Source organism: Spirosoma sordidisoli (assembly GCF_004138325.1).
Taxonomy (GTDB): Bacteria; Bacteroidota; Bacteroidia; order Cytophagales; family Spirosomataceae; genus Spirosoma; species Spirosoma sordidisoli.
On sequence record NZ_SBLB01000002.1, the window covers coordinates 630,291 to 652,893 of the forward strand.

General features: G+C 56.0%; 21 protein-coding genes. 7 read left to right on the forward strand and 14 right to left on the reverse strand.

The window, feature by feature from the left end:
* Positions 1–105 precede the first annotated feature (105 nt).
* The 4 genes from ispG to EQG79_RS11250 all read left to right on the forward strand — a co-directional run bounded on the left by ispG (position 106) and on the right by EQG79_RS11250 (position 3,395).
* On the forward strand, positions 106–2,139 hold the full coding sequence (ispG, locus tag EQG79_RS11235) for a (E)-4-hydroxy-3-methylbut-2-enyl-diphosphate synthase (protein ID WP_129601589.1): 2,034 nt from the start codon (positions 106–108) through the stop codon (positions 2,137–2,139).
* Positions 2,140–2,217: 78 nt separating this feature from the next.
* On the forward strand, positions 2,218–2,406 hold the full coding sequence (locus EQG79_RS11240) for a DUF6728 family protein (protein ID WP_077923462.1): 189 nt from the start codon (positions 2,218–2,220) through the stop codon (positions 2,404–2,406).
* Between the two features lie 18 nt (positions 2,407–2,424).
* Complete coding sequence (locus tag EQG79_RS11245) at positions 2,425–2,775, forward strand: MmcQ/YjbR family DNA-binding protein (protein ID WP_077923426.1); 351 nt, start codon at positions 2,425–2,427, stop codon at positions 2,773–2,775.
* A gap of 65 nt (positions 2,776–2,840) precedes the next feature.
* A complete protein-coding gene (locus tag EQG79_RS11250) occupies positions 2,841–3,395 on the forward strand; it encodes a tetratricopeptide repeat protein (RefSeq protein WP_077923425.1) in 555 nt (184 codons plus the stop codon).
* A gap of 11 nt (positions 3,396–3,406) precedes the next feature.
* On the opposite strand, the gene EQG79_RS11255 is transcribed toward EQG79_RS11250, so the two are convergent.
* From EQG79_RS11255 to EQG79_RS11290, 8 genes are all read right to left on the reverse strand, one after another.
* Positions 3,407–5,068 carry an FAD-dependent oxidoreductase gene (locus tag EQG79_RS11255; RefSeq protein WP_077923424.1) on the reverse strand — a complete coding sequence of 554 codons (1,662 nt, stop codon included), beginning with the start codon at positions 5,066–5,068 and terminating at the stop codon, positions 3,407–3,409.
* 24 nt (positions 5,069–5,092) lie between these two features.
* A complete protein-coding gene (locus EQG79_RS11260; protein ID WP_129601508.1) occupies positions 5,093–6,523 on the reverse strand; it encodes a RagB/SusD family nutrient uptake outer membrane protein in 1,431 nt (476 codons plus the stop codon).
* 20 nt (positions 6,524–6,543) lie between these two features.
* Positions 6,544–9,966: a TonB-dependent receptor gene (locus EQG79_RS11265; protein ID WP_129601509.1), complete on the reverse strand. Its 3,423-nt coding sequence runs from the start codon at positions 9,964–9,966 to the stop codon at positions 6,544–6,546.
* Between the two features lie 38 nt (positions 9,967–10,004).
* Complete coding sequence (locus tag EQG79_RS11270; protein ID WP_129601510.1) at positions 10,005–11,006, reverse strand: FecR family protein; 1,002 nt, start codon at positions 11,004–11,006, stop codon at positions 10,005–10,007.
* Positions 11,007–11,018: 12 nt separating this feature from the next.
* Positions 11,019–11,576, reverse strand: coding sequence for an RNA polymerase sigma-70 factor (locus EQG79_RS11275; RefSeq protein WP_129601511.1), 558 nt, complete (start codon positions 11,574–11,576; stop codon positions 11,019–11,021).
* A 153-nt stretch (positions 11,577–11,729) separates the two neighbouring features.
* Positions 11,730–12,887: a thioredoxin family protein gene (locus EQG79_RS11280; RefSeq protein ID WP_077923461.1), complete on the reverse strand. Its 1,158-nt coding sequence runs from the start codon at positions 12,885–12,887 to the stop codon at positions 11,730–11,732.
* Between the two features lie 72 nt (positions 12,888–12,959).
* On the reverse strand, positions 12,960–13,310 hold the full coding sequence (gldC, locus tag EQG79_RS11285) for a gliding motility protein GldC (RefSeq protein WP_077923419.1): 351 nt from the start codon (positions 13,308–13,310) through the stop codon (positions 12,960–12,962).
* A 20-nt stretch (positions 13,311–13,330) separates the two neighbouring features.
* Positions 13,331–14,101, reverse strand: coding sequence for a DUF4197 domain-containing protein (locus EQG79_RS11290; protein ID WP_077923460.1), 771 nt, complete (start codon positions 14,099–14,101; stop codon positions 13,331–13,333).
* 145 nt (positions 14,102–14,246) lie between these two features.
* Between EQG79_RS11290 and EQG79_RS11295 the strand changes: the two genes are divergently transcribed.
* The 3 genes from EQG79_RS11295 to EQG79_RS11305 are packed head-to-tail and all read left to right on the forward strand — an operon-like array spanning position 14,247 to position 17,579.
* A complete protein-coding gene (locus tag EQG79_RS11295) occupies positions 14,247–15,500 on the forward strand; it encodes a competence/damage-inducible protein A (RefSeq protein WP_077923418.1) in 1,254 nt (417 codons plus the stop codon).
* Positions 15,501–15,552: 52 nt separating this feature from the next.
* On the forward strand, positions 15,553–17,055 hold the full coding sequence (locus tag EQG79_RS11300; protein WP_129601512.1) for a dihydrolipoamide acetyltransferase family protein: 1,503 nt from the start codon (positions 15,553–15,555) through the stop codon (positions 17,053–17,055).
* Positions 17,052–17,579, forward strand: a complete 528-nt coding sequence (locus EQG79_RS11305) for a 5' nucleotidase, NT5C type (RefSeq protein ID WP_077923416.1) — start codon at positions 17,052–17,054, stop codon at positions 17,577–17,579. Before EQG79_RS11300 ends, EQG79_RS11305 begins: the two co-directional genes overlap by 4 nt.
* Positions 17,580–17,645: 66 nt before the next feature.
* Here EQG79_RS11305 and EQG79_RS11310 read toward each other — a convergent pair whose 3' ends face one another.
* The 6 genes from EQG79_RS11310 to EQG79_RS11335 all read right to left on the reverse strand — a co-directional run bounded on the left by EQG79_RS11310 (position 17,646) and on the right by EQG79_RS11335 (position 22,488).
* Positions 17,646–18,458 carry an acyl-CoA desaturase gene (locus EQG79_RS11310; protein WP_077923415.1) on the reverse strand — a complete coding sequence of 271 codons (813 nt, stop codon included), beginning with the start codon at positions 18,456–18,458 and terminating at the stop codon, positions 17,646–17,648.
* A gap of 108 nt (positions 18,459–18,566) precedes the next feature.
* On the reverse strand, positions 18,567–19,226 hold the full coding sequence (locus EQG79_RS11315; RefSeq protein ID WP_077923414.1) for a DUF4159 domain-containing protein: 660 nt from the start codon (positions 19,224–19,226) through the stop codon (positions 18,567–18,569).
* Between the two features lie 36 nt (positions 19,227–19,262).
* The gene (locus tag EQG79_RS11320; RefSeq protein WP_129601514.1) at positions 19,263–19,955 is read right to left on the reverse strand and encodes an RsmE family RNA methyltransferase; all 693 of its coding nucleotides are present in this window, start codon (positions 19,953–19,955) and stop codon (positions 19,263–19,265) included.
* 8 nt (positions 19,956–19,963) lie between these two features.
* A complete protein-coding gene (locus EQG79_RS11325) occupies positions 19,964–20,539 on the reverse strand; it encodes a MarC family protein (RefSeq protein ID WP_129601515.1) in 576 nt (191 codons plus the stop codon).
* Positions 20,540–20,561: 22 nt separating this feature from the next.
* Positions 20,562–21,587: an aminotransferase class V-fold PLP-dependent enzyme gene (locus EQG79_RS11330; protein ID WP_129601516.1), complete on the reverse strand. Its 1,026-nt coding sequence runs from the start codon at positions 21,585–21,587 to the stop codon at positions 20,562–20,564.
* A 28-nt stretch (positions 21,588–21,615) separates the two neighbouring features.
* A complete protein-coding gene (locus EQG79_RS11335) occupies positions 21,616–22,488 on the reverse strand; it encodes a lysophospholipid acyltransferase family protein (RefSeq protein ID WP_129601517.1) in 873 nt (290 codons plus the stop codon).
* Positions 22,489–22,603 lie beyond the last annotated feature (115 nt).

Consider the following 22,603-nt stretch of genomic DNA (forward strand, 5'->3'; position numbering starts at 1 on the left):
CGAACATTTCAGAAAAGCTTACTGTTGTTCTGGCAGATGGGCAACGAAACGGAAACCACCCTTTTCCGTACCTTTGCCCTGACAAACGGCCCTGCCGACACTCGTATGCTCGATTCGCTGCTTACTCCCTCCATTGCCACGGCCACGCCCGATGCGCCGGTGCTTTACACGCCTTCGCTGACTCAATACACCCGTCGGAAAACCATTCCGGTTACCATCGGCAACGTGCCCATGGGGTCCGATTATCCGATACGGGTGCAGTCGATGACCACCATCGATACGATGGATACTGCCGGATCAGTTGAACAGACGATTCGAATGATCGAGGCTGGCTGCGAATACGTACGGATTACGGCCCCATCGGTTAAAGAAGCGCAGAACCTGGAGAATATTCGCAAAGAGCTGCGGGCCCGCGGCTATACCACCCCGCTGATTGCCGATATCCACTTTACCCCGAACGCAGCCGAGCTGGCCGCCCGGATCGTTGAGAAAGTGCGTATCAACCCGGGCAACTATGCCGACCGGAAGCGCTTCGAATTCATTGAGTACACGGATGCTACGTACGCGGCCGAGCTGGATCGTATTCGGGAAAAATTTCTACCGCTGGTGCGTATCTGCAAGGAGTACGGCACGGCCATGCGCATCGGAACAAACCATGGTTCGCTATCGGACCGGATCCTGAGCCGCTACGGCGATACGCCCGTTGGGATGGTTGAGTCGGCGCTCGAATTCCTGCGGATCTGCGAAGACGAGAACTATTATAACATCGTTCTGTCGATGAAGTCCAGCAACCCGCAGGTGATGGTACAGGCGTATCGGTTGCTGGTGCAGCGGCTGGACGAAGAAGGGCTGAAGCCGTACCCGCTCCACCTGGGCGTAACCGAAGCCGGCGAAGCCGAAGACGGACGGATCAAGTCGGCTCTCGGCATCGGCACCCTGCTCGAAGATGGCATCGGCGATACGGTTCGGGTGTCACTGACCGAAGAGCCGGAGCGCGAAGCCCCCGTAGCCAAAGCCCTGATCGACCGGTATACCAGCCGGGTATCGCAGGATCCGTCGACGGGTGTCCGGCCCATTCAACCGGTAACGACCTACCCAATCAACCCGTTTCAGTACGCCCGCCGAATCACCCACGATGTGTCTAACTTCGGTGGTCAGCACGTGCCGCGGGTTATTGCCGATTTCAGCCATACGCCGGTTCAGGAACATGACGTGCTGCATCCCATCGGTCATTTTTACCTGCCCGTTCCGGACAAGTGGCGCATGAACGACCTGGGTGCCGATTACGTCTACACCGGTTCACGACCCGCCGGATTTATGCTGCCCAATGGCCTGAAAGAAATTCAGGACTATACCATCTGGCAGTCGGCAGGCGACCGGCTTAACATAGTACCCCTGCTGACCGTTGCGCAGTACCAGGCCGCCCGGCAGGGGTCAGGCCCTTTGCACAACCGGCTCAACATCGTGCGGCTGACCCTGGCTGAGCTGTCGCCGTCGCTGCTGGCTCAGCTGCGCGACGATAAAACGGTAGTCCTGCTCATTCATACAGACAATACCCAGGCTATGCCTGAGCTGCGCCGGCTGTTCGTCGAGCTGATGAACCAGGGTATAACAGTGCCGGTCGTCATCGAGCGGGGCTATGCTGACGTAGCCGAAGAAAACGTACCCCTGTACGCAGCTACGGATGTAGGCGGGCTATTGATTGACGGACTTGGCGATGGGCTGATGCTGTCGGTGGCTGCTCAGCCCGAGGCCGATACCCTCAAACGCCTGAACGGACTGGCCTTTGGTATTTTACAGGCCGCCCGGACGCGCATTACCAAGACAGAATACATCTCATGCCCATCCTGTGGCCGAACGCTGTTCGATCTGCAGGAGACAACGGCCATGATCCGGCAGCGGACCGATCACCTCAAGGGGGTGAAGATTGGGATTATGGGCTGTATCGTAAACGGCCCCGGCGAGATGGCCGATGCCGACTACGGCTACGTAGGCATCGGGCGCGATAAGATTGCGCTTTATAGGGGGCAGCAGGTCATCAAGAAGTCGGTGCCGGCCGACCGCGCCGTAGATGAACTGATTGAGCTGATCCGGGAAGATAGTCGGTGGATAGAGCCCGAAAAAGTTGAAACATTTTGATCGAACAGACCGTAAAGTTTGTTCTTCTACAGGGCGGGTTCGTGACCGATGCGTGCCGGGACCCGACTGCGACAACCTATGAACCGTATCTTAGATTACCTCAAAATTGGTCCTGTTTTCGCGTATTTCCTTCGGGTATTCCGGAAGCCTGATCCCAGCCACCCGACCAACGTCAATCTGCGCATGATGCATGGCATCAACCGGATTTCCATCATCATGTTTCTGTTCTGCGTAGGCGTCATGATTTTTCGGGCCTGCACCCGGTAGTCTGCTTTTCACTGGGTTATGAATACCGAAACACTGCGCGACTACTGTCTGGCCAAACCCGGTACTACAGAGTCATTTCCGTTTGATGAGGCAACGCTCGTTTTTAAAGTAGGCAACAAAATATTTGCTCTGCTTGATACCGAAAGCCGCCCCACCACGCTGAACCTGAAATGCGACCCGGAGCGGGCCGTTCAGCTCCGCGAAACCTATGAGTCAGTGCAGCCCGGCTATCATATGAATAAGGTGCACTGGAATACGATAACGGTAGACGGACGGGTTCGGAGCAGTGACATCCAGGAGTGGATTGATCATTCGTACGAGCTGGTCCGAAAAAGCCTGCCGAAGGCTGTTCGGGAGCAGTTAATGTGAGCAGGCGGCTTGCCCGTACGGGCCTAACTTTTTAAATTCGCAGGGTGTAAAAATCGGACTGTGTTATGGAAGTTGCACTGGTTAGTGTTTTGTTCGTGCTGTATCTGACCATCCGGTATTATCTGGTAGACCATGACACGCCTACCGATAAAGACCGTAAGCGGTTTCAAAAAGGCATTGATCTGATCCTGAAGCGAGAGATTGAAGAAGCACACCGGTATTTCGACGACGCCGTTCGACAGTATCCGAAGTCGGCGCTGGCCTACGCCTGCCGGGGCAAATGCCAGCTGGCCCAGCAAAACTACTACTCGGCGATTTACGACCTGACCCAGGCCGTAAATCGCGACAATACCCTGGCCGACTGTTACCTCGACCGGGGTATTGCCTTTTATCAAATTGAGCAGTATACCGACGCTTTCCGGGAGTTTGACAAAGCCGTCTGGCATTTTCGCGACGAGAAAGCCGATGCCTATCGCTGGCGGGCTCTGGCCCGAATCCAGGTTCGTCAGTTGCCCCAGGCCGAAAGCGATTTACGCCGGGCTGTCTCCATGGGCGATGAGAATTCCTTCCATCTCCTGCGCCAGCCGCCCTTTACGCGGCCGGTCTATCAGGATAAATAAGCCTCACTAGATTACAGGGTGAGTTTCTGCCCGTCTTTCTCCAGCACTGGTCTCAGCGTAGCGTACGGGAGCCGCTGCGGAGATACCTTGTTGTTGATTGCCAGCACCGCGGCTGTAGCGGCCGACTGTCCCAGAATCATAAACACGGGTTCCATCCGAATAGACCCGTAGGCAATGTGTGAGGCCGACATGCAGACCGGCACCAGCAGGTTATTGCACTCCGCTTCTTTAGGCACAATAGAGCCGTACGCAATGGAATAGGGCTTATCCGGATGAACGCCAATATCGCCTTCGTCCTGCACAAAACCGTCTGCTTTCACGTAACGCTGGGCGTTGTGGGCATCGAGGGAGTACGAACCCATGCCCACCGAGTTGGGCACATTGGTTTTGCCGAGGGCATCGGCTTCTTTCATCACGAACTCGCCAATCATCCGGCGGGCCTCGCGGATATACAGCTGATGCGGCCAGCCACCGTTGTCGGTAAACTCATCTTTGGGCAGACCCCACTGCTGCATCTTCTCATGTACATCGGCCGGCACCCGGGGGTCGTTCTGCAGGAAGTACATGAGCCCTTTCTGGTACAGTTCGTGATCCTTGATAATGGCCTGCCGGCGCTCGTAGCTGGCTTCGGGGTAGTCGTAGTTTTTGCCGATATAATCGGTGCTGAACGGGCCGTGGTTGTTAGTGTCGGTTTTCCGGTTGGGAATAGGATCGTACTTATTGAAGGTTTCTGTCCAGCCGTTCGCGTATACGCGCGCCAGCAGCTCGTAGCGTTTGGGGTCGTAGCCGGCGGGTTTGGGAAAAGGCACCCGGTTGTCGGGATGGTTACTCAGACACATCCGGAAGCAGTAGGCCTGGATCTTGGTATCGCCCGAGCCTTTGGCCGCGATAGGCTCTGCCGAGACTTCGGGCAGGAGGCCGCTTTTAGGATCGCCGGGTACTACGTAGGGGCTTACATTGGTTTTGAAGTGATGGCCGTGTTGAAAAACCTCGGGCTGTACGCCGTTCCAGGTTTCGCCGTAAACGCTGTTGGCCTCGCGTCCTACGTGGTATTTTACCCCGGCCAGCGCCATCAGGTCGCCCTCGTAGGTGGCGTCGATAAACATCCTGCCTTCGTAGATCGCACCGCTCAGCGTCCTGAATGACTGAATGGAGCTGCCTTTTTTCTGGATACCTCTGGCCGTGCGGTCGAGCCATTCGTCGCGGTAGATGGTGAGTTTATTTTCGCGGACATACTCCTCGAAAACACGTTCGGCTGCGTGCGGTTCAAAAATCCACATCGTTCGGGCGGCCCCGTCGATAGCGGGTGTTCCCTGTCCTTTGTTGCCGTATTCGCTCCGCTTCTGCCAGTTCCAGGATTTGTCGTTCTGGTAGTGGTCATACAGCCGCTGGTAGAAGTTGCGGGCCAGACCACCAATGACCGACTTATCGCCGGTATCGGTAAAGCCAAGCCCGCCCGACGAAAGCCCGCCGAGGTGTTTATCGGGCGAAACGACCAGAACGGATTTCCCCATTTTTTTGACCTGCACGGCGGCTATAACCGCTGCCGACGTACCGCCATAGATAATAACGTCGGCGCGCCGGACGGCGGTGGGCCGATGGGCAGGCGGGGTGTTGCTGGTCAGTAAAACCAGTCCGAGAAAGGCAGTGAAAAAGGAGTTTAGGGTAGTCATACGAACGAATCTATAACTGATTAATCAATAACCCGGATTCTGGTCCAGCGCGGGATTTACGTCACGCTCTGTCTGCGGAATGGGAAACAGGTAATGCCGCTCCTGCACGTTGATGCTCGGGTTCTGCGCTTTTATGGCAGTGATGAGCCGTTTGGTCCGCACCAGATCGTACCAGCGATGCCCCTCAAAAGCCAGTTCGAGCCGCCGTTCGAGCAGGACCGCATCCCGAAACTGATCCTGGCTCAGCCCCGTCAGGTCGGTCAGTCCAGCCCGCCGTCGCAGCCGGTTAACAGCCGCGTAAGCCTCGGCATTCCCAGCTGCCTGTTCATTGAGGGCTTCGGCATACATCAGCAGCACATCGGCATAGCGGACAATGGGAAAGTTATTACTCCCGTCGCCGTTAGCGGTTGCGGCAGGGTCCAGGTATTTATACACATAACCGGGAAACTGCACACTGGCCGGGGCGGCTGGCGTAGAGGTAGATGAGTAAAGCCGGATGGTAACGTCGCGCCGTTTGTCGGTCGGGCTGAAGGTCCGGTACAGGTTTTCCGTAACCGGATCATCGCCGAAACCAGCTACCCCGTTGACCCGGTCAAAATTGGGGCGCATGTAGCCCTGCATCCAGCTGCCTTCGTTAAAACCACCGCCCAGGGCCTGCATCTCAAATACCGACTCTTTCCCGTTTTTGTTGGCAATCAGAAACGCTTCATTATAAGTAGCCCACAGGTCATATATACCCAGATCGATTACTTCTTTTGCTTTGGCCGCAGCCCGGGGCCAGTCCTGGCGGGTGAGGTATACTTTGGCCAGAAAGGCTTTGGCCGCTCCCTTCGTGGCCCGGCCCCGGTCTATACCCGTGTACGTAGCTGGCAAAGTAGTCTCGGCCTCGGTGAAATCCTGAACGATGAAGCGGTACACCTCATCCACCGGCGCCCGCGAAACGGTCAGGTTGTTCAGGGAGGTGGTTTCGGTGGTGATCAGCGGCACTCCTCCGAACAGGCGAACCAGCGTGAAGTAATAAAAGCCGCGCATGAACCGGGCTTCGGCAATGTAGCGGGCTTTCAGCGCTTCGTCCATCGGGATGGCAGGTAGTCGGCTTATTACCGTGTTGGCCCGGTTGATGCCCTGGTACAATGTAGTCCATACGGACTGAAAGGTACTGGTGGCGGGTGTAAAGGTGTATTTGTCGAGATCGTTTTTAGGCTGGTTGGCCGTTGACCGTCCTCCGCCCCATTCGGCGTCGTCGGTAGCCTGATCCTGAATGATCCACATGACCTGGGCGTAGAGGTTGGGCGACGCCAGCGGGTCGTAAACCGTGCTGACGGCGGCTTTGGCATCGTCGGCGTTCCGGTAAAAATTGGTAGGGGTAAAGTTAGACTCAGGGGTTTGTTCCAGGACGTTGCAGGCACTCAGACCCGCCATCAGCAGGATGCCCAGTAGTATGTTCTTTTTCATGGTTCTGTCAGGATTAGGAATTAGAAACCAACGTTCAGACCAAACAGGACGGTTTTGGCCGCCGGGTAGCTGGCGTAATCAAAACCCTGGCTCCGGCTGTCCTGCCCGAACCGGTTCACCTCCGGATCGTAGCCCGAGTAGTTGGTAAACGTGAGAATGTTTTGCGCGCTGGCATAGACCCGCAGCGATTGAATCTTCAACGTTCGCAGCACAGACTGGGGCAGGTTATAGGCCAGCTGAATGTTCTTGAGCCGCAGGTAGGAGCCGTCTTCGATCTGCCGGGTTGAGATCCGGTTGGCGGGGCGGGTAGTCGATGCTCTGGGGATATCGGTGTTCGTATTGGTGGGCGTCCAGCGGTTCAGCACATCGCGCGACTGGTTGTTGGTGCCGTTCAGATACTCCAGCTCGAAGCGGTTGGCATTCATGATGTCATTGCCGTAGACACCCTGGAAAAATACCGTTAACTCCAGGCCGCTATAGGAGAAGGTGTTGTTGAGGCCGCCCAGCAGTTTGGGTTGAGCGCGTCCAATGATGGTTCGGTCATTATCATCAATTTTCTTGTCGCCGTTCAGATCGGCATACCGACGATCGCCGGGTCGGCGGGCCTGCGGGTCGGCGATGGCCGCCAGTTCATCCGGGTTTTGATAGAGCCCGTCGGTCACGTAGCCATAAAACGAGCCCAGCGGTTCGCCCACCCGGATAATACCCGAGCTGAGATTCTGACCGATGTTGGCCACCTGCCCGGCAAAAATCTGCGGTACACCGCCAATGTCCAGCACCTTGTTCTGATTCGTAGCCAGGTTGAGGTCGGTCGACCACTTAAAGGCTTTAGTAAGGTTCCGCGAGGTGATGCTCAGTTCAAAGCCCCGGTTCTCGACCCGCCCCAGGTTACGGATTGCGCTCGAATAGCCCGATGTGCTGGGAATCGTCACGCTCAGCAGCAGATCCTTCGTCCGTTTGAGATAGGCATCGGCCGTAATGATAATCCGGTTGTTGAACAGCCCCAGATCAATACCCATGTCGGCCTGGGTGGTCGTTTCCCAGGAGAGGTCAGGATTGGCAATCTGCGACGGACCGATACCCGTCGATACGCCGTTTCCGAACACATAATTCTGCGTGCCGAGCAGGGAGTAGGCCGGGTAGTTGCCAATACCGTCCTGGTTGCCCGTGGAGCCGTAGGTAGCCCGCACCTTCAGATCGTTGATAACGGCGTTGTTGCGCAGAAACGCTTCTTCGCTGGCCCGCCAGGCCAGAGCTACCGACGGAAAATAGCCGTACCGTTTGTTGGCGCCGAAGCGACTCGACCCGTCGACCCGGAACGAGGCCGTGAGCAGGTATTTGTCTTTATAGCCGTAATTAACCCTCGACAGATAGGACTCCAGCCCCCAGGTGCCTATGCCCGACGAAGGCGTAAGCGGTACCGAACCCGCCCCCAGATTGCCTGTTCCGAGATTATCGTTGACGAAGTTGCGGGCCGAAGCATTGTTGCTTTCGCTACGGCTGGCCTGCTGTGTATAGCCAACCAGCGCCCCAACGCTGTGTACACTGGCAAACGTTCGGTTATAGGTCAGCAGGTTTTCGTTAAGCCAGGTTACGGCCTGGCTGTTGAACAGCGACGCCACACCACCCTGGGCCAGGCCGCTGGCTACCGAACGGGGCAGGTACGAGTCCTGCTTTTGCAGAATGGCATCGATCCCCAGCAGAACGCGCAGGCTCAGTCCTTCAATAATCTGGTAGTCGCCGAACACGTTCCCGAATGTCCGGAAAGCGGTGTTTCGGTTTTTGCTGTCCCGGGCCAGCGCCACCGGGTTGTCGGCGGTGAAGTTCAGCGCGGGACTTGTAAGCAGGTACGTACCGTCGGGGTTCGTTACGGGCAGGATGGGCGGAAACTGCAGGGCGGCTATGGTGACCAGACCCGCACTGCCCAGGTCGCCGTCGGTACGGGACTGGTTGGTGACCGTGCGGTTTACGGTCAGACTGTTGCCTATTTTGAGCCGATCGGTGAGCCTGCGATCCAGATTGATGCGGAACGAGTACCGGTCGAAATCCGAGTTGACCACGATGCCACCCTGTTTGAAATACCCACCCGCTATGGCGTACTGCGTCCGTTCATCGCCCCCGCTGATCGAAAGCTGATAGTTCTGAATCGGAGCGTCCTGATAGATCTGATTCTGCCAGTCGGTTCCTTCGCCAAAAGCGTTGACCTGATCCGGTGTGTAGACCGGGTTCCGGCCCTCGTTGGTGTTGGCATCGTTTACAAACTGTGCATATTCCCGACCGTTGAGAACCGGGTACTTGCGACGAACCGACTGGATGCCGTAGTAACTGTCGAAGTTAATGACTGATCGGCCGGCTTTGCCGCGCTTGGTCGTGATGATTACCACGCCATTGGCACCCCGCGACCCATAGATGGCGGTTGAACTGGCGTCTTTCAGCACGGAGATCGACTCTATATCGCTGGGGTTGAGCGTACTCAACACGTTGAAGCTGGACCCGCTGCCTGCCCCGTCGTTTTTGAACGGAATTCCGTCGATGACGTACAGCGGTTCATTGTCGCCCTGGATCGAGTTGCCACCCCGAATCCGGATGGTGGTTGCGCTGCCCGGAGCTCCCGAGTTCTGGGTAATCTGTACGCCCGCAGCCCGACCCTGCAACGACTGGTCGAGCGACGTGACCGCCACCTTACGAATTTCTTCTACCGGCACCGTAGCGACCGAACCAGTCAGGTCGCTCTTTTTCACCTGCCCATACCCGACCACCACAACTTCGTTCAGGGTCTTATCGCCGACCGTCAGGACCACATCGACGGTGGTTCGATTACCAGCCGCGACCTCCTGCCGTTCGTAGCCGACAAAGCTGAACACCAGGGTAGTGCTGCTGCCTTCCGGTACGGACAGCTGATAGTTGCCGTTGACGTCGGTTGTGGTGCCACGGGTGCTGCCTTTTACCACAACGCTGACGCCGGGCAGTGCTTCGCCTTTTTCGGCATCGGTTACCCGCCCCCGGATGGTTACGTCGGCGGGGGCCGTGATTGAACGCGTCTGGAGCCGATCAGGTACCGGCACCGACGACTGCCCGGCTTCGGTCCGACGCAGCAGAATACGCGTGCCCACCACCTCGTAGGCAATGTTAAGGGGGCCCAGCAGCGTGTTCAGCACGTTAATCAGTTTCTCGTTGGTAGCGCGTACGGTTACCAGCTGTCGGGCCGGAATGGTGTTGGAGCTGTAAACAAACCGGATGTCGGCCTGTTTCTCCAGCTCACTGAGTACGCTGCGAACCTGCGCCGACTCCCGCTGTATTGTCACGCCCCGGTTTAGTATGTCCTGGGCGCGGGCACCGTCGGCCAGCGAGAGACCCGCAAAGAGACCGGATAAAAACAACTGAATGAACGTCTGCCGGAGCGTTCTCGACAGCAGCCGAAGAAGTAGCCATTTTGATTGCATAATAAATCAGGTAAGGAGTTGGGTAAGGGGCGGGGTGCTCAGCGGCAGCCGTCGCCATTGATAAAAATGACCGTGCCGCGCTGCTCGTACGAAGCCCCAACCGACCGGCATAACAAGTCGAGTTGGGTATGAAGGGCAAGCTCGTTTAGGTCGGCCGTTAATCGACAGCGCATCAGTTGGCTGTTTTCAAGGACGATCTCAATACCGTAGGCACTTTGGAGGGCACTGATCACATCGTTGAGCGGGGTATCGTCAAACACCATCGTTTGCCGGTGGGCAGGCGGATTGACGGGCGTCGGTGCGTCGGTAAGCCCCGGCAGCAGCTTTTTCGTTGACTTGTCGAACGTGACCTTCTGGTTCGGCGTCAGAATGACCCCGTTGCGTCGGCGGGGGGCGTTCCGTTCGGCTTCGTAAACCGACACGCGCCCGGTCCGGACCAGCACCTCGATGGCGGGGGCATCATCGTACGACTTAATCGTGAAGCTTGTGCCCAGCACCTCGGTTACCAGATCGCCGGTATGGACCAGGAACGGCTTGGTCAGATTCCGCTTTACGGCAAAAAACGCTTCGCCCCGCAGCAGAATGCTCCGGGTTTTATTGCCGAAATGCTCCGGGTAGCTCACGCTGCTGTTCGGTTTCAGCACCACGAGGCTACCGTCTTCGAGCGTAATGGTCTGGGGTTTGGCCGAGGTGTTTTTAACGTCGATCACCCCGCGCAGATGAGCAGGCTGATCGGCCAGGGCCGACCCGGAGTAGGCCGACCATCGCCACCAGCTGCCCACCGCCAGCAGCAGAACCGTAGCGGCCATACCGGCCCACAGCCGGCGATTATAAAGGATGCGAACAGGCGGACGGGTCGTCCTGGCCGCTATCCGTTGCCAGAGGTGCTGACTCGTGGCCGACTCTTCGGCGGCAGACAGGGCGGGGGGGGCGTGGGTCAGGGTTTGATCGGCCCATTCCTGCATCAGTCGCTCTTCTTCGGGCGTACAATCGCCCTGCAGGTATTTTCGGGCCAGTTCCTGAAAGTCGTGCTGGGTCATAACGAGAGTGGGTTAGTTGTTGGTGTGATAGGCTTTCAGCTGCTCCTTGAGAACTTTGAGCGATTTGGTGATGTGGTACTCAACGGCCTTCTCCGACAGGTTTAACCGGTCGGCGATGGCTTTGACCGACTGCCCGTCGAACCGGCTCATGCGGAAGATCTCCCCTGATTTTTCGGGCAGTTTTTTCATGGCGTCGTCAACGGCCCTGGCCAGATCGGTAAACTGAACCTGATCGTCGGTGCCGAACGACTGCCGGATCTCGTGCAAAATCAGGTACTCCTGAAATTTGCGGTGTGTGATTTGATCTTTAAGGTAGTTGGTCGATGCGTAGCGGATCGCCACGATCAGGTAGGAGCTCAGGTGCCGGATGGTCAGCTGGTCGCGCCGGTGCCATAGGTTTTCGAAGAGGTTCTGCACCAGCTCTTCGGCTTCTTCGCGCGTTCCCGTTTGCTGGAAGGCCACATTGTACAGCTTGTACCAGTACCGCCGGTATATTTCTTCGAAGGCCCGGGCATGACCCTTCTGGAGCCAGCTGACCAACTCGTCATCGCTGCTTTGACTACTAATCATACGAGAGGTAGGGTAGGAGATACGCTGCGTTTACATAGAGTCAATCTAGCGCGGAAAATCCCTAAATGATTGTAAGAAAAAATTGATAAATGCAAAAAGCCCTCCGCTATCGGGTAGCAGAGGGCTTTTGTCAGGGGTGTGTCAGACTGTCTACTAGCGGGATACGCCGAGTCCTCTGGCTTTCTGAGCCGCTTTCTGGGCGTCGTCGGTTTTGCCGCTTCGGCGGTAGGCGGTGGCCAGTTCGGTATACAAGTCGGCCTGCTCTTTGGCGCTGGGCTTCAGCGCCAGCGCTTTGTTGATCCACTTAACAACCGTTGGCGCATCGGTAGCGTCGGGGCTCGACCGGTTAAAAAGACGCGAGATGTACAGATACTCGGGTACCGACAACTGATTGGCGCTTACCTGGTCGTCCATGCGATCTACGGCTTTTGCCGTCTGCTTAGCCCGGAAATAGGCGTTGACTTCGGGCAGCAGGGTGCGATTAGCAGCCACCTTCGGGTCGATACCTATCTTGACCAGCCCCTGGCGAACATCCAGAATTTTGCCGATTGGGAACTGGGCTCCGCGTCCGCTATACAGCGACGACATCAGGATGTTTTCGGCTACCTGTCGGGTTGGTTCAGCGCCGTAGGCCTTCCGGTACTGGTCGAGGTGACTCAGCATGTACTGAAACATCGGATTCTCATGGTCGAGGACCAGCTTCTGCAGCGCCAGCCAGTTCGTCTGGTTCGCAAAGGTGGACGGCGATTGCTGGCGGGCGTAGTCGTTCATAGCGGCTATGTTGGCCACCGTATCTTTGGTTACCCGGCCAAGCATGGCGTAGTCGATCAGGAAATTAGGCGACTGTTCGCCCTGCTGATACCTCGACTTCATGGTCTGGCTGCGTACCTGCGGATTCAGGGCGTTGGTACCATGCCGGATTACCTCGTCGGTCGAGTTATTGCTGAGCGCGAAGTGCATCAGGTTCTGCTGCGGATCGAAATACAGGAATAGCGGCAGCGATGGCACAAACAGTCGGCGGCTATCCAGGAAGGCCCGCGTTGAAGGCAGACCGATGTCCAGCTTGGTACTGATGAACTTGCCGTTATAGAACTTACCCACCCGGGCGTCGGCCAGCGTCGGTATGAAACTTTCGCAGACATGGCAGGTCGGCGAAAAAATCTCGACGAACACCGGCTTGCCCGTACGGCGGGCTTCCTGAAAGACAGCAGCAATCGGTGAGGTCCGGAACTGAATTCCTGCTTTTTGAGCCGTAGCGACAGAAACCAGCAGGGCCTGAGCCGCCAGAAGAACGACTAAAATCTTTTTCATGAAGAACGAAATCATGTCTGTTACAGACAGTTTCTAGCAAATTAACGACCAGATTATCCGGATCGGTACCTTCTACTGCTGCTTCTGTTGTTCTTTGATTTCTTCTTCGAGTCGTTTGCTCAGAACCCGGCAGGTATTCTCGATGTCAGTTGCCATTTTCTTATCGCCCGTGGCACTGATGGCTGTGTCGGCAATGCCGCTCATGATTTCGATCAGGAACCGCTTCATGTCGACTACCTCCATGTCCTTGGTCCACAGGTCGATTTTGAGGGTGCTGTTATGGTAATGATCCCAAAGCGCAATGGCAATGGCCCGGGTGTCGCTCAGGCCTTCATTTGGATTGTCGGTAGCGTCCCAGAAAATCTTTTCGGGAACGTTCTGCCCATCTAACTCAACTGAGAAATGAATATCAGACTTTTTCATGGGCGCAAAGTTACGCAGCCCTACCGACTCCCAAACACTCGTTTTAAAATCTCCGACACCCGGGCAGCCGGATTTTCGCGGATTCGCTTCTCTTCCTGAGCTACCAGGATGAATAGTCCGTCAACGGCTTTATTGGTGGCATACTGGGTCAGGTTCGGGTTTACTTTCTGCACAAACGGAAGCTTGTTGTAGGTCGTTACCAGATCGCTGTAGTAGCGGGTTGCCTGGTTTTTCTTCAGCGTGCTGTCGATAATAGGCGTGAACTCGGTCACCAGCTGCTGGCCCGATGTTCGGCGCAGATACTGAGTAGCGGCATCGTTCTGGCCGCGCAGAATGGTAACGGCATCGCCAATGCTCATGGAGGTGATGGCCTTCAAGAAAATGGGTTTGGCTACTTTGGCTCCGTCTTCTGCCGCCCGGTTCAGCGATAGCTCAAACTGGTCGACCTGCTTGTTGAAACCCAGCTGCCGCAGCCGGGCTGCCACTTTCTGCGCTTCGGGCGGGAACGCGATCCGGAGGAGGGGATTCCTGAAATAGCCGTCGGTAGCCGAGGCCTGATCGGCACCTTTGCTGATGCCGACCCGCAGGGCCTCGCGCAGACCCGTGGCGATATCGCTGTTGGTCAGGCTCCCTCCCGATGTGCCGGGCGTCAGCACCTGATCGAGTACCTGTCCAAATATTGTTTTGCGTGGCTTCTGTGGCTGCGACTGCTGACCAGTTGTATCCTGGGCCGACGCAGGCTGGATAAATAAGGGGGCCAGGCAAACCCCCAGCCAGATCATCTTGTTCATGCAATGGATCGTTTTTATGTACTTTTGACCATCAAGAATGAATAATGTAAAGTGGACGGTGATGAAATTTTTCAGGCTGGCTGCTTCAGCGCCCTGACCAGTCATCACGAACCCCATTATTCATTACGTATTTATTCATTACTCTATGACCAACACCATCCGTGCCGAAGTGGTTACGATCGGCGACGAAATTCTGTTCGGACAAATCACCGATACCAATACCCAGTGGATAGGCACCGAGCTGACGAACATCGGCATCCGGATCGTACGGAAGTCGTCGGTTGGCGATCAGGCCAAGGCCATTCTCGAGGTGCTGCACGAAGCCCACCAGCGCGCCGATGTTATTCTGATTACCGGCGGTCTGGGACCTACCAAAGATGATATCACCAAGAAAACCCTCTGCGATTATTTTGGCGTAAACCTGGTCCGGAACCCCGAGGCCCTGGCGCTGGTCACGGGCTTCTTTGAGAAGCGGGGCCGCGAAATGACCGATCTGAACCGGGGGCAGGCCGATCTGCCCGCCAACGCGGTTTATCTTCAGAACGACTGGGGTACCGCCCCGGGCATGTGGTTCGAGCACGAAGGCCGGGTGTACGTCTCCCTGCCGGGCGTTCCGTTCGAGATGAAGCACCTGATGACGAACCGGGTGTTACCTCGGCTGCTCAGCCATTTTCAGACGCCAATTATCAGGCATAAGATGATCCTGACGGCTGGTATCGGTGAGTCGTTCCTGGCCGAACGGATTGCCAGCTGGGAAGACTCGTTGCCCCCGCATATCCGACTGGCCTATTTGCCGAGCTTCGGCGGGGTCCGGCTCCGGCTGACGGCAACCGGCGTCGACAATGATACGCTGGGCCGGGAACTCGACGAACAGGTAGCGCTAGTGCTGCCCCAGATACAACAGCACGTGTACGGCTATGACGACGAAACCCTCGAAAGCGTGGTTGGCCGAATACTGACCGAGAGGCAGCTCACGCTGGCCACGGCCGAGAGTTGTACCGGTGGCTACGTAGCTTCGCGCATTACCAGTGTGCCGGGGTCTTCAGCCTATTTCCTGGGCAGTATCGTAAGCTACAGCAATGAGGTGAAAATAAACCAGCTGGGCGTAAAACCGGAAACCCTGCAACAGGTCGGTGCGGTCAGTGAAGAAACCATCCGGCAAATGGCGGAGGGCGTTCGACAGGCGTTGCAGGCAAACGTAGGCATAGCCACCAGCGGTATAGCCGGCCCCGACGGAGGCACCCCCGACAAACCCGTCGGCACGGTCTGGATTGCGGTCGCCACCGGGCAGCGCATCACGACCCGCCTGCTCAAACTGGGGCAATACCGCGATCAGAATATTCAACTAACCACAACCTATCTGCTAAATTTGCTGCGGGAAGAATTACTTAACCAGTAGTGAATGATGAGTAGCTACCCGCCCTCATCATTCATGGTTTATCATTATTTGTATGGCACTCATCGACATGGTCATGCCCAAAATGGGCGAAAGTATAATGGAATGTACGGTCATCGGCTGGCTCAAGCAGCCCGGCGATCGGGTAGAGGCAGACGAATCTGTACTGGAAGTAGCCACCGATAAGGTGGATACCGAAGTGCCCGCTCCGCAAAACGGTATTCTGAAGGAGATCCTCGTCAAGGATGGCGATGTGGTGGCAGTAGGAGCACCCATTGCCCGCCTGGAAGTCGACGAAGCGGTTAGCGGGAGCGCCACGCCCTCGTCCGGGACCCCTGAAAACGCCGAAGCCACCGAACCGGACAATCTGCCCGTCGGTATTGGCGATGTGGCCCAGCCAGGATTGGCCCAGCCAGGATTGGTCCAGCCCGAAGAAGTTTCCGAATCTGCCCGTGAACTGGAAACCAGCATTCAGGCGATGAGCAGTCGATCCGCTCCGGCAAAGGCCGTAGCTACATCGGCTACGAGTCTGGCCGATATGCCGACAGCGCCCGCCTACGAAACCGTGTTTGCTGATCGTTTTTATTCACCCCTGGTGCTGAACATTGCCAAAGAAGAAAACATCAGCCGCGACGAACTGGATCGGATTCCGGGCTCGGGCGCCGACAATCGAGTTACCAAAAAAGACATCCTGGCTTACGTGATCGATCGGGCCGAGGGCCAGATAGCTCAGTCGAAACCGGCACCAGCTGCTGCGTCTGTTCCGGCCACGCCCTCCCGACCTGCCACTACACCAACCCCGTCATCCGCCCCTGCCGTCAACGGGAAAGCCAGTGCCTCGATCAACGGGCAGGCCGACATCGTTCAGATGGACCGGATGCGAAAAATGATTGCGCAACGCATGGTGGAATCGAAGCAGATTTCGCCACACGTTAGCTCCTTTGTTGAAGCCGACCTGACCGATGTGGTGGCCTGGCGTACCCGTATCAAGGACCAGTTTAAGCAGCAGACCGGCGAAAACCTGACCTATACGCCCATCCTGGTCGAAGCAATTGTAAAAGCCATCAAGGATTTTCCGATGATCAACGTGTCGGTCGATGGCGATTCGATTCTGGTCAAGAAATCGATCAACGTCGGTATGGCGGTGGCGTTGCCCTCCGGAAACCTGATTGTGCCCGTTATTCACGATGCCGATCAGTATAACCTGGTCGGGCTTACCAAACGGGTCAATGACCTGACCAAACGCGCCCGCGAAAACAAACTGACTGCCGATGATCTGGCCGGTGGAACCTACACCATCTCAAACATCGGTACGTTCGGCAACCTGATGGGAACCCCGATTATTCTCCAGCCGCAGGTGGCCATCATGGCCTTCGGCGCTATCGTGAAGAAACCCGCCGTGGTCGAAACACCCCAGGGCGACTTCATCGGCATCCGGCAACTCATGTTCCTCTCGCACTCCTACGACCACCGCGTTGTAGACGGGTCGCTGGGCGGGCAGTTTGTCCGGCGCGTGGCCGATTATCTGGAACAGTTTGATGTAAACCGATCGATATGAAACAACGAATAGCCATCGACATGGACGATGTCATGGCCGATACCCATAGTAAGTTTATTCAGCTTTATCTGGCCGGGGAGATGCCCCGCTATACGCTCGAAGAGTTAAAGGAAAAGTCGTTTCATGAACTGTTCGATGAAGATGAATACCGCGCCCTGTCGCAGCGGGTCTACGAGCCCGGCTTCTTCAGCGATATTCCGGTCATGGAAGGCGCGCAGGACGTCATTGCGGATCTGATGACGAAGTACGATGTATTCATAGCCTCGGCTGCGCAGGAGTTCCCTAACTCGCTGCGCGAAAAATGGGACTGGCTGCAAACCCACTTCCCGGCTATCTCCTGGCGCAACTACATCTTCATGGGCGACAAGAGCGTACTCAATACAGACTACCTGATCGATGATCTGCCCCGCAATCTACGCACGTTCCAGGGCGAAGGCCTGTTGTTCGATGCGCTCCATAACCGCGAAGATACCCAGTTTCGGCGGATGAAATCCTGGCAGGATATCGCTGACATGCTCCTGTAGACCAGCCTTGATATCAACAAAAAAGTCCCGACTCACTGCCGGGACTTTTTTGTTGATATGGTTTTTCTACGCTTCTATCTCGCGTTCCCGCTCAACCAGGCGATCGTGGCCGACTTCCTGTTGGGCTTTCTTCGCTTCGGCGGCCGGTCTTAACCGGACGATGTGTAGTTTGTGCAGCACACCGATGATCGGGAAGGTAGGATCAAATTCGAACCACTTGGCACCGAAGTTAGCCGCATTTGGCCGCTTGTGGTGGTTGTTCTGAAACAGTTCGCCCATCATGACGACATCCAGAATCAGCGAGTTTTTCGACTTATCCTGATTGTCAAAGTTGGCGTATCCGTATTTGTGGCCGCTCCAGTTGATGATGGCGCCGTGAACGGGACCCATTACAAAATGGACGGGCAGCAGAAAGAAAAACGCCCAGTGCATATCCAGATAGAGGAACGCAAAAATGTAGAACAGGCTGTAAAGAACTCCCCAGCCGGCGCGTGAGACCCAGGAGTCGCCTACTTTCTCAATGAAGCTCCACTCGGGGTAGTTTCTGTCGAACTGGCGTTCGATGGGCTGCGTCCGGTGCAGAACGGCATTGTAAATGTTTTTGGTTTGCCACATCATCGTAAAGATGTTCTGCGTATGGTGGGGCGAGTGCGGATCGCGGGGGGTGTCGCTGAAGGCGTGGTGCATCCGGTGCAACACGGCATAAGCTCGTGGACTCAGGTATGAAGACCCCTGCGAGATGTAGGTCAGGGCGTAAAAGAACCGCTCCCAGAATTTGCTCATCGAGAACATTTTGTGGGCCGAGTAACGGTGCAGGAAAAAAGTTTGGCAGAACAGGGACAGATACCAATGTCCGATGAATGCGGCCAGTACAATCACAATGGAGAGTGATTAAAGGGTGAACAACTTAAGCAGAACTATAAATACTTCTACAAAACTAACGAAAAACAAGCCGGTTTGGCTTGCGTTCCCTAAATAATACCGGAATTAATTTGTGGTGGTCGCATACTGCAACAGATTGGCGCCCATGCGCAAGGCCTGCTGCCTGACCGGTTCCGGATCGTTGTAGATGCTCTGATCTTCCCAGCCGTTACCCAGGTCACATTCGTAGCTGTAAAAGCAGACCAGCCGACCCTGGTAAATCAGGCCGAAGCCCTGCGGGGCTTTGCCGTCGTGTTCGTGTACTTTGGGCAGGCCGCCGGCAAATTTGAACCGCTGCTGGTAAACAGGATGATTGAAGGGTAGTTCGACAAAATTCAGCTCGGGAAAGACTTTCTTCATCTCCCGCCGGATAAACTTATCCATACCGTAGTTATCGTCGACGTGCAGGAACCCACCCGACATGAGGTACCGGCGCAGATTCTGAACGTCGGTCGCGCTGAAGGTTACGTTGCCATGCCCGGTCATGTGAACGAACGGATAACTGAAAATGTCGGGGCTGCCTGGTTCCACAATGTCTTCTTCGGGGAAGATATTCATCCGCAGGTTGGCGTTCGCAAATTTGATCAGGTTGGGCAGCGCCGTCTTGTTGGCGTACCAGTCTCCTCCGCCATTGTATTTCAGCTTGGCGATTTTGTAGGCATACTGCGCCGATACCAGCTGACAGCAGGCGACCAGCAACAGGCCGGTAAACATGATTTTTTTCATCGTAGTTTAGACGTCGATCTGGGTTTTCCCCGGCTGTTAATAGTTAACGAAATTAAGCAACTGACAGGCCGTCAACGCTGCGGTTTCAGTTCGCAGCCGGTTGGGTCCGAGGGTTGCCAGCGTCCACCCGGCCGCCTGTGCCTGTTGGATTTCGGAAGCAGAAAAGTCGCCCTCCGGTCCGATCAGTACCGCATAATGCCCGCCCGGATCAACGGCACTGGCCAGATTGGCGGGCGACGCGTTGGCTGGCAGGTGGGCAATAAATCGCTGTTCTTCGGCTACGGTTTTAAGCAAATCAGTAAACGAAGTCGCTTCATCGAACCGGGGCAGATAAGACTGCAACGATTGCTTCATGGCGGCTATGCCAATTTTCTCGATTCGCTCCAGTTTCAGCACGCGCCGTTCTGAATGCTGGCCGATAAAAAAGCTGATGCGTTCGATCCCAATTTCGACTGCTTTCTCGACAAACCATTCGATTCGATCCAGATTTTTGGTGGGTGCTACACAAATCCGGACCGAAAACGGGCGTGGGGGCGTGGTTTGCGTATCGGTTACCCGAAAGGCACACCGGCGCGCATCGGCCGAGGTAATAACGGCCAGATGACGGTTTCCGTGTCCGTCGGTAACGGCTATGCTGTCGCCAGCGCTCAGCCGCAGCGTTTTAACCGCATGGCGAGAGTCGTCTTCGGTGAGTTGAGTGATTGGTTCGGGCTGGTAGAAAAGGTGCATGAGACGAACTAAAAACCAGCAATCAGATTGGTCTTGAACAGCTTGATCGAGATGGCCAGCAGGATAATGCCGAAGATCTTTCGCAGTACATCGAGTCCGCCCGGACCCAGTCGGGTTTCGAGCCATTCTGACGACTTCAGGACGGCGTAGATCAGAATCAGGTTGATAACGATGCCGACAATGATATTAGCGGTCTGGTATTCGGCCCGCAGGGAGATAATGGTCGTCAGGGTACCGGCCCCGGCAATGAGTGGAAAGGCAATCGGTACGATATGCGTAGCTCCGCCGGCGCTGACTTCAGACTTGAAAATGGTTCGGCCCAGTATCATCTCGAGCCCAATCAGGAAAATAATCAGTGCGCCCGCAATCGCGAACGAGGCAACGTCGACCCCGAACAGGTTTAGAATTCGCTCGCCGACGAACAGAAACGACACCATCAGCACGCCCGAAATGACCGTGGCCTGCTCGGACTCGATCTTGCCGACTTTCTTGCGTAGATCAATCAAGACCGGCAACGAGCCAACCACGTCGATGACCGAGAACAAGATAAGCGTTACCGAAATAATTTCCTTGATGTTGAACATAGTAAATGATAAAGAGACAGACCTACTGGCCGGTCCGATAGGTGTGTAAAAACCGCCTGAGCTGATCGACCTCATCGTCGGTAATGGCGGGAAAGTTAGCAATGCGGAAGGTGGTGTTTTTCCAGTCTCCATAGCCGTTGCCGAGGGTGATGCCAGCCTGTTGAGCCGCCAGCTTCAGCGCTTTGATGTCCGTCTCGGAACCCTCAATGGCAATCACTGTGTCAGACCGTTTGGCGCTATCGTTGATCAGAGGCCGGAACGCGCCCGGTGCGCCTGGTAAACCCTGGTCGAAAAAACCGTACCAGTCGGCGGCCCTGCGCCTGGTACGGGCGTCTATTTCGGCAATAGGAGCCACCTGCTGCAGAACCCGCATCAGACAATAAATGCCCAAACCATTGGGGGTGTAGGGCGTCTGGTAGGCCGAGAAGTTTTCGTGAATGAACAGCAGGCTGTTGTAATGATTACGTTCGCCAATGGCCTGGGCTCGCTTCAGAGCAGCGGGCGAATAGACCAGCACCGCCAGTCCCGCCGGCAGGCCAAAGCATTTCTGAACGGAAGCAAACCAGACGTCGGCCCGTTGCCAGTCGAGCCGTATGCCGGCCATTGACGACACCGCGTCGACCGCTATCAATCCCTCGAACGTTTGCCGGTAGTCTGCCAGGTCATCCATCGGAATCTGCGCACCGGTCGATGTTTCGTTCTGCACCAGGCAAAGTGTGTCGGCAGGGGCTGACGTGGGGGAAATGATCCGGTGGGCGTACTCCATCCATTTTTTGCCGAACGCACCGGTATATGGATGGGTACTGCCGGCGGCTGTCAGCGATTGGGCGACAATTTCCCAACACTCCGTAGCCGACGACACGAACGCCATGTGGTAGTCGGCTGGGATATCCAGTTTCTGGTGCAGGAGGTGTATCGTCTCGCGTACAATCTCCATAAACCCCGGGCTACGGTGGTTCAGGCTTGTCAGGCCCGTCCGAATCGCTTCGGCTGCGTAGTCGGCTACCTGCGGATAAACTTTAGATGGACCGGGATAAAAGGTAATCATGCGGGTAAAGGTAAGAGGGGGAATGCGTTCATTCCAGTTTTGCACCTACTTTGGCGTATTTCCCACGCCAGTGTTTCCAACGTTTGTGTGACCAGAGCCAATCGGACGGATGCCGGCGGATCGTGTCTTCGAGCTGATCGCGGTAGCGTTCCAGAATCGCGCCCGCCGGCAGATCTGTATAGGGTGGATCGCCGATCAGCGTAAACGTTACCTCATACCGACCGCGCCCCACCCGAACCAGTTCCGTGTAGAAAACCGGCAGATTGCGGCTGCGGGCCAGTCGTTCGGTACCCGGATAAAACGGGGTATCGCGATGCAGGAAGTCGGTCCAGTAGGCCTGCTCCGGCACGTCCGGAACCTGATCGGCTACGAGCGCAATGATCCGGGGTACGTTTTTGCGGGCCACCATCTGGCGGGGCAGCAGGTTCATAGGCGTGGGTACGGCCCCGAAGCTGGACCGGACTTCGCGCATCAGCTCCTCAAAAAATGGGTTGGTAAGGGGTTTGTAGACACTATCGACCGGCATGTCATTCAGCACCGAGGCCGACGGTATCCACTCCCAGTTGCTCTGGTGTGAAGCCATGCCGATAACCGTTTGCCCGGCTTTGAGCCGATCCTGAACCAGTTCGGGGTTCGTGAACCGAACACGCCGGCGCAGCTCGTCGGCCGTGAGGTCGGGCATCTTAATAGTCTCCACGATGAGGTCCGTTAAATTACGGTAGAAGCCTCTGGCAATGAGCCGGATCGCCTGTGGTGACTTTTCGGGGAAAGAAAGACGCAGGTTTTCGATCACCACCCGACGTCGGTACCGTATTACGTGCAGCAATAAAAAATACAATATAGTAGCCAGAACATACAGGAACCGGAGGGGCAAACGTGACAGCAAACGAAAAAAGAACATTTGGCAAAGGAGTGACAAACAGCGGGCGCAACCGACGTTTTATCCGAAAAATTAAAAAATGCTAAAACCAATAGGTGATATTGATTTTTTGCTTTACTTGTGAACAGTTACAGTT

Coding starts and splice junctions, on each gene's coding strand:
- ispG (WP_129601589.1), top strand. CDS start 106: ATGCTCGATTCGCTGCTTACTCCCTCCATTGCCACGGCCACGCCCGAT.
- EQG79_RS11240 (WP_077923462.1), top strand. CDS start 2,218: ATGAACCGTATCTTAGATTACCTCAAAATTGGTCCTGTTTTCGCGTAT.
- EQG79_RS11245 (WP_077923426.1), top strand. CDS start 2,425: ATGAATACCGAAACACTGCGCGACTACTGTCTGGCCAAACCCGGTACT.
- EQG79_RS11250 (WP_077923425.1), top strand. CDS start 2,841: ATGGAAGTTGCACTGGTTAGTGTTTTGTTCGTGCTGTATCTGACCATC.
- EQG79_RS11255 (WP_077923424.1), bottom strand. CDS start 5,068: ATGACTACCCTAAACTCCTTTTTCACTGCCTTTCTCGGACTGGTTTTA.
- EQG79_RS11260 (WP_129601508.1), bottom strand. CDS start 6,523: ATGAAAAAGAACATACTACTGGGCATCCTGCTGATGGCGGGTCTGAGT.
- EQG79_RS11265 (WP_129601509.1), bottom strand. CDS start 9,966: ATGCAATCAAAATGGCTACTTCTTCGGCTGCTGTCGAGAACGCTCCGG.
- EQG79_RS11270 (WP_129601510.1), bottom strand. CDS start 11,006: ATGACCCAGCACGACTTTCAGGAACTGGCCCGAAAATACCTGCAGGGC.
- EQG79_RS11275 (WP_129601511.1), bottom strand. CDS start 11,576: ATGATTAGTAGTCAAAGCAGCGATGACGAGTTGGTCAGCTGGCTCCAG.
- EQG79_RS11280 (WP_077923461.1), bottom strand. CDS start 12,887: ATGAAAAAGATTTTAGTCGTTCTTCTGGCGGCTCAGGCCCTGCTGGTT.
- gldC (WP_077923419.1), bottom strand. CDS start 13,310: ATGAAAAAGTCTGATATTCATTTCTCAGTTGAGTTAGATGGGCAGAAC.
- EQG79_RS11290 (WP_077923460.1), bottom strand. CDS start 14,101: ATGAACAAGATGATCTGGCTGGGGGTTTGCCTGGCCCCCTTATTTATC.
- EQG79_RS11295 (WP_077923418.1), top strand. CDS start 14,247: ATGACCAACACCATCCGTGCCGAAGTGGTTACGATCGGCGACGAAATT.
- EQG79_RS11300 (WP_129601512.1), top strand. CDS start 15,553: ATGGCACTCATCGACATGGTCATGCCCAAAATGGGCGAAAGTATAATG.
- EQG79_RS11305 (WP_077923416.1), top strand. CDS start 17,052: ATGAAACAACGAATAGCCATCGACATGGACGATGTCATGGCCGATACC.
- EQG79_RS11315 (WP_077923414.1), bottom strand. CDS start 19,226: ATGAAAAAAATCATGTTTACCGGCCTGTTGCTGGTCGCCTGCTGTCAG.
- EQG79_RS11320 (WP_129601514.1), bottom strand. CDS start 19,955: ATGCACCTTTTCTACCAGCCCGAACCAATCACTCAACTCACCGAAGAC.
- EQG79_RS11325 (WP_129601515.1), bottom strand. CDS start 20,539: ATGTTCAACATCAAGGAAATTATTTCGGTAACGCTTATCTTGTTCTCG.
- EQG79_RS11330 (WP_129601516.1), bottom strand. CDS start 21,587: ATGATTACCTTTTATCCCGGTCCATCTAAAGTTTATCCGCAGGTAGCC.
- EQG79_RS11335 (WP_129601517.1), bottom strand. CDS start 22,488: ATGTTCTTTTTTCGTTTGCTGTCACGTTTGCCCCTCCGGTTCCTGTAT.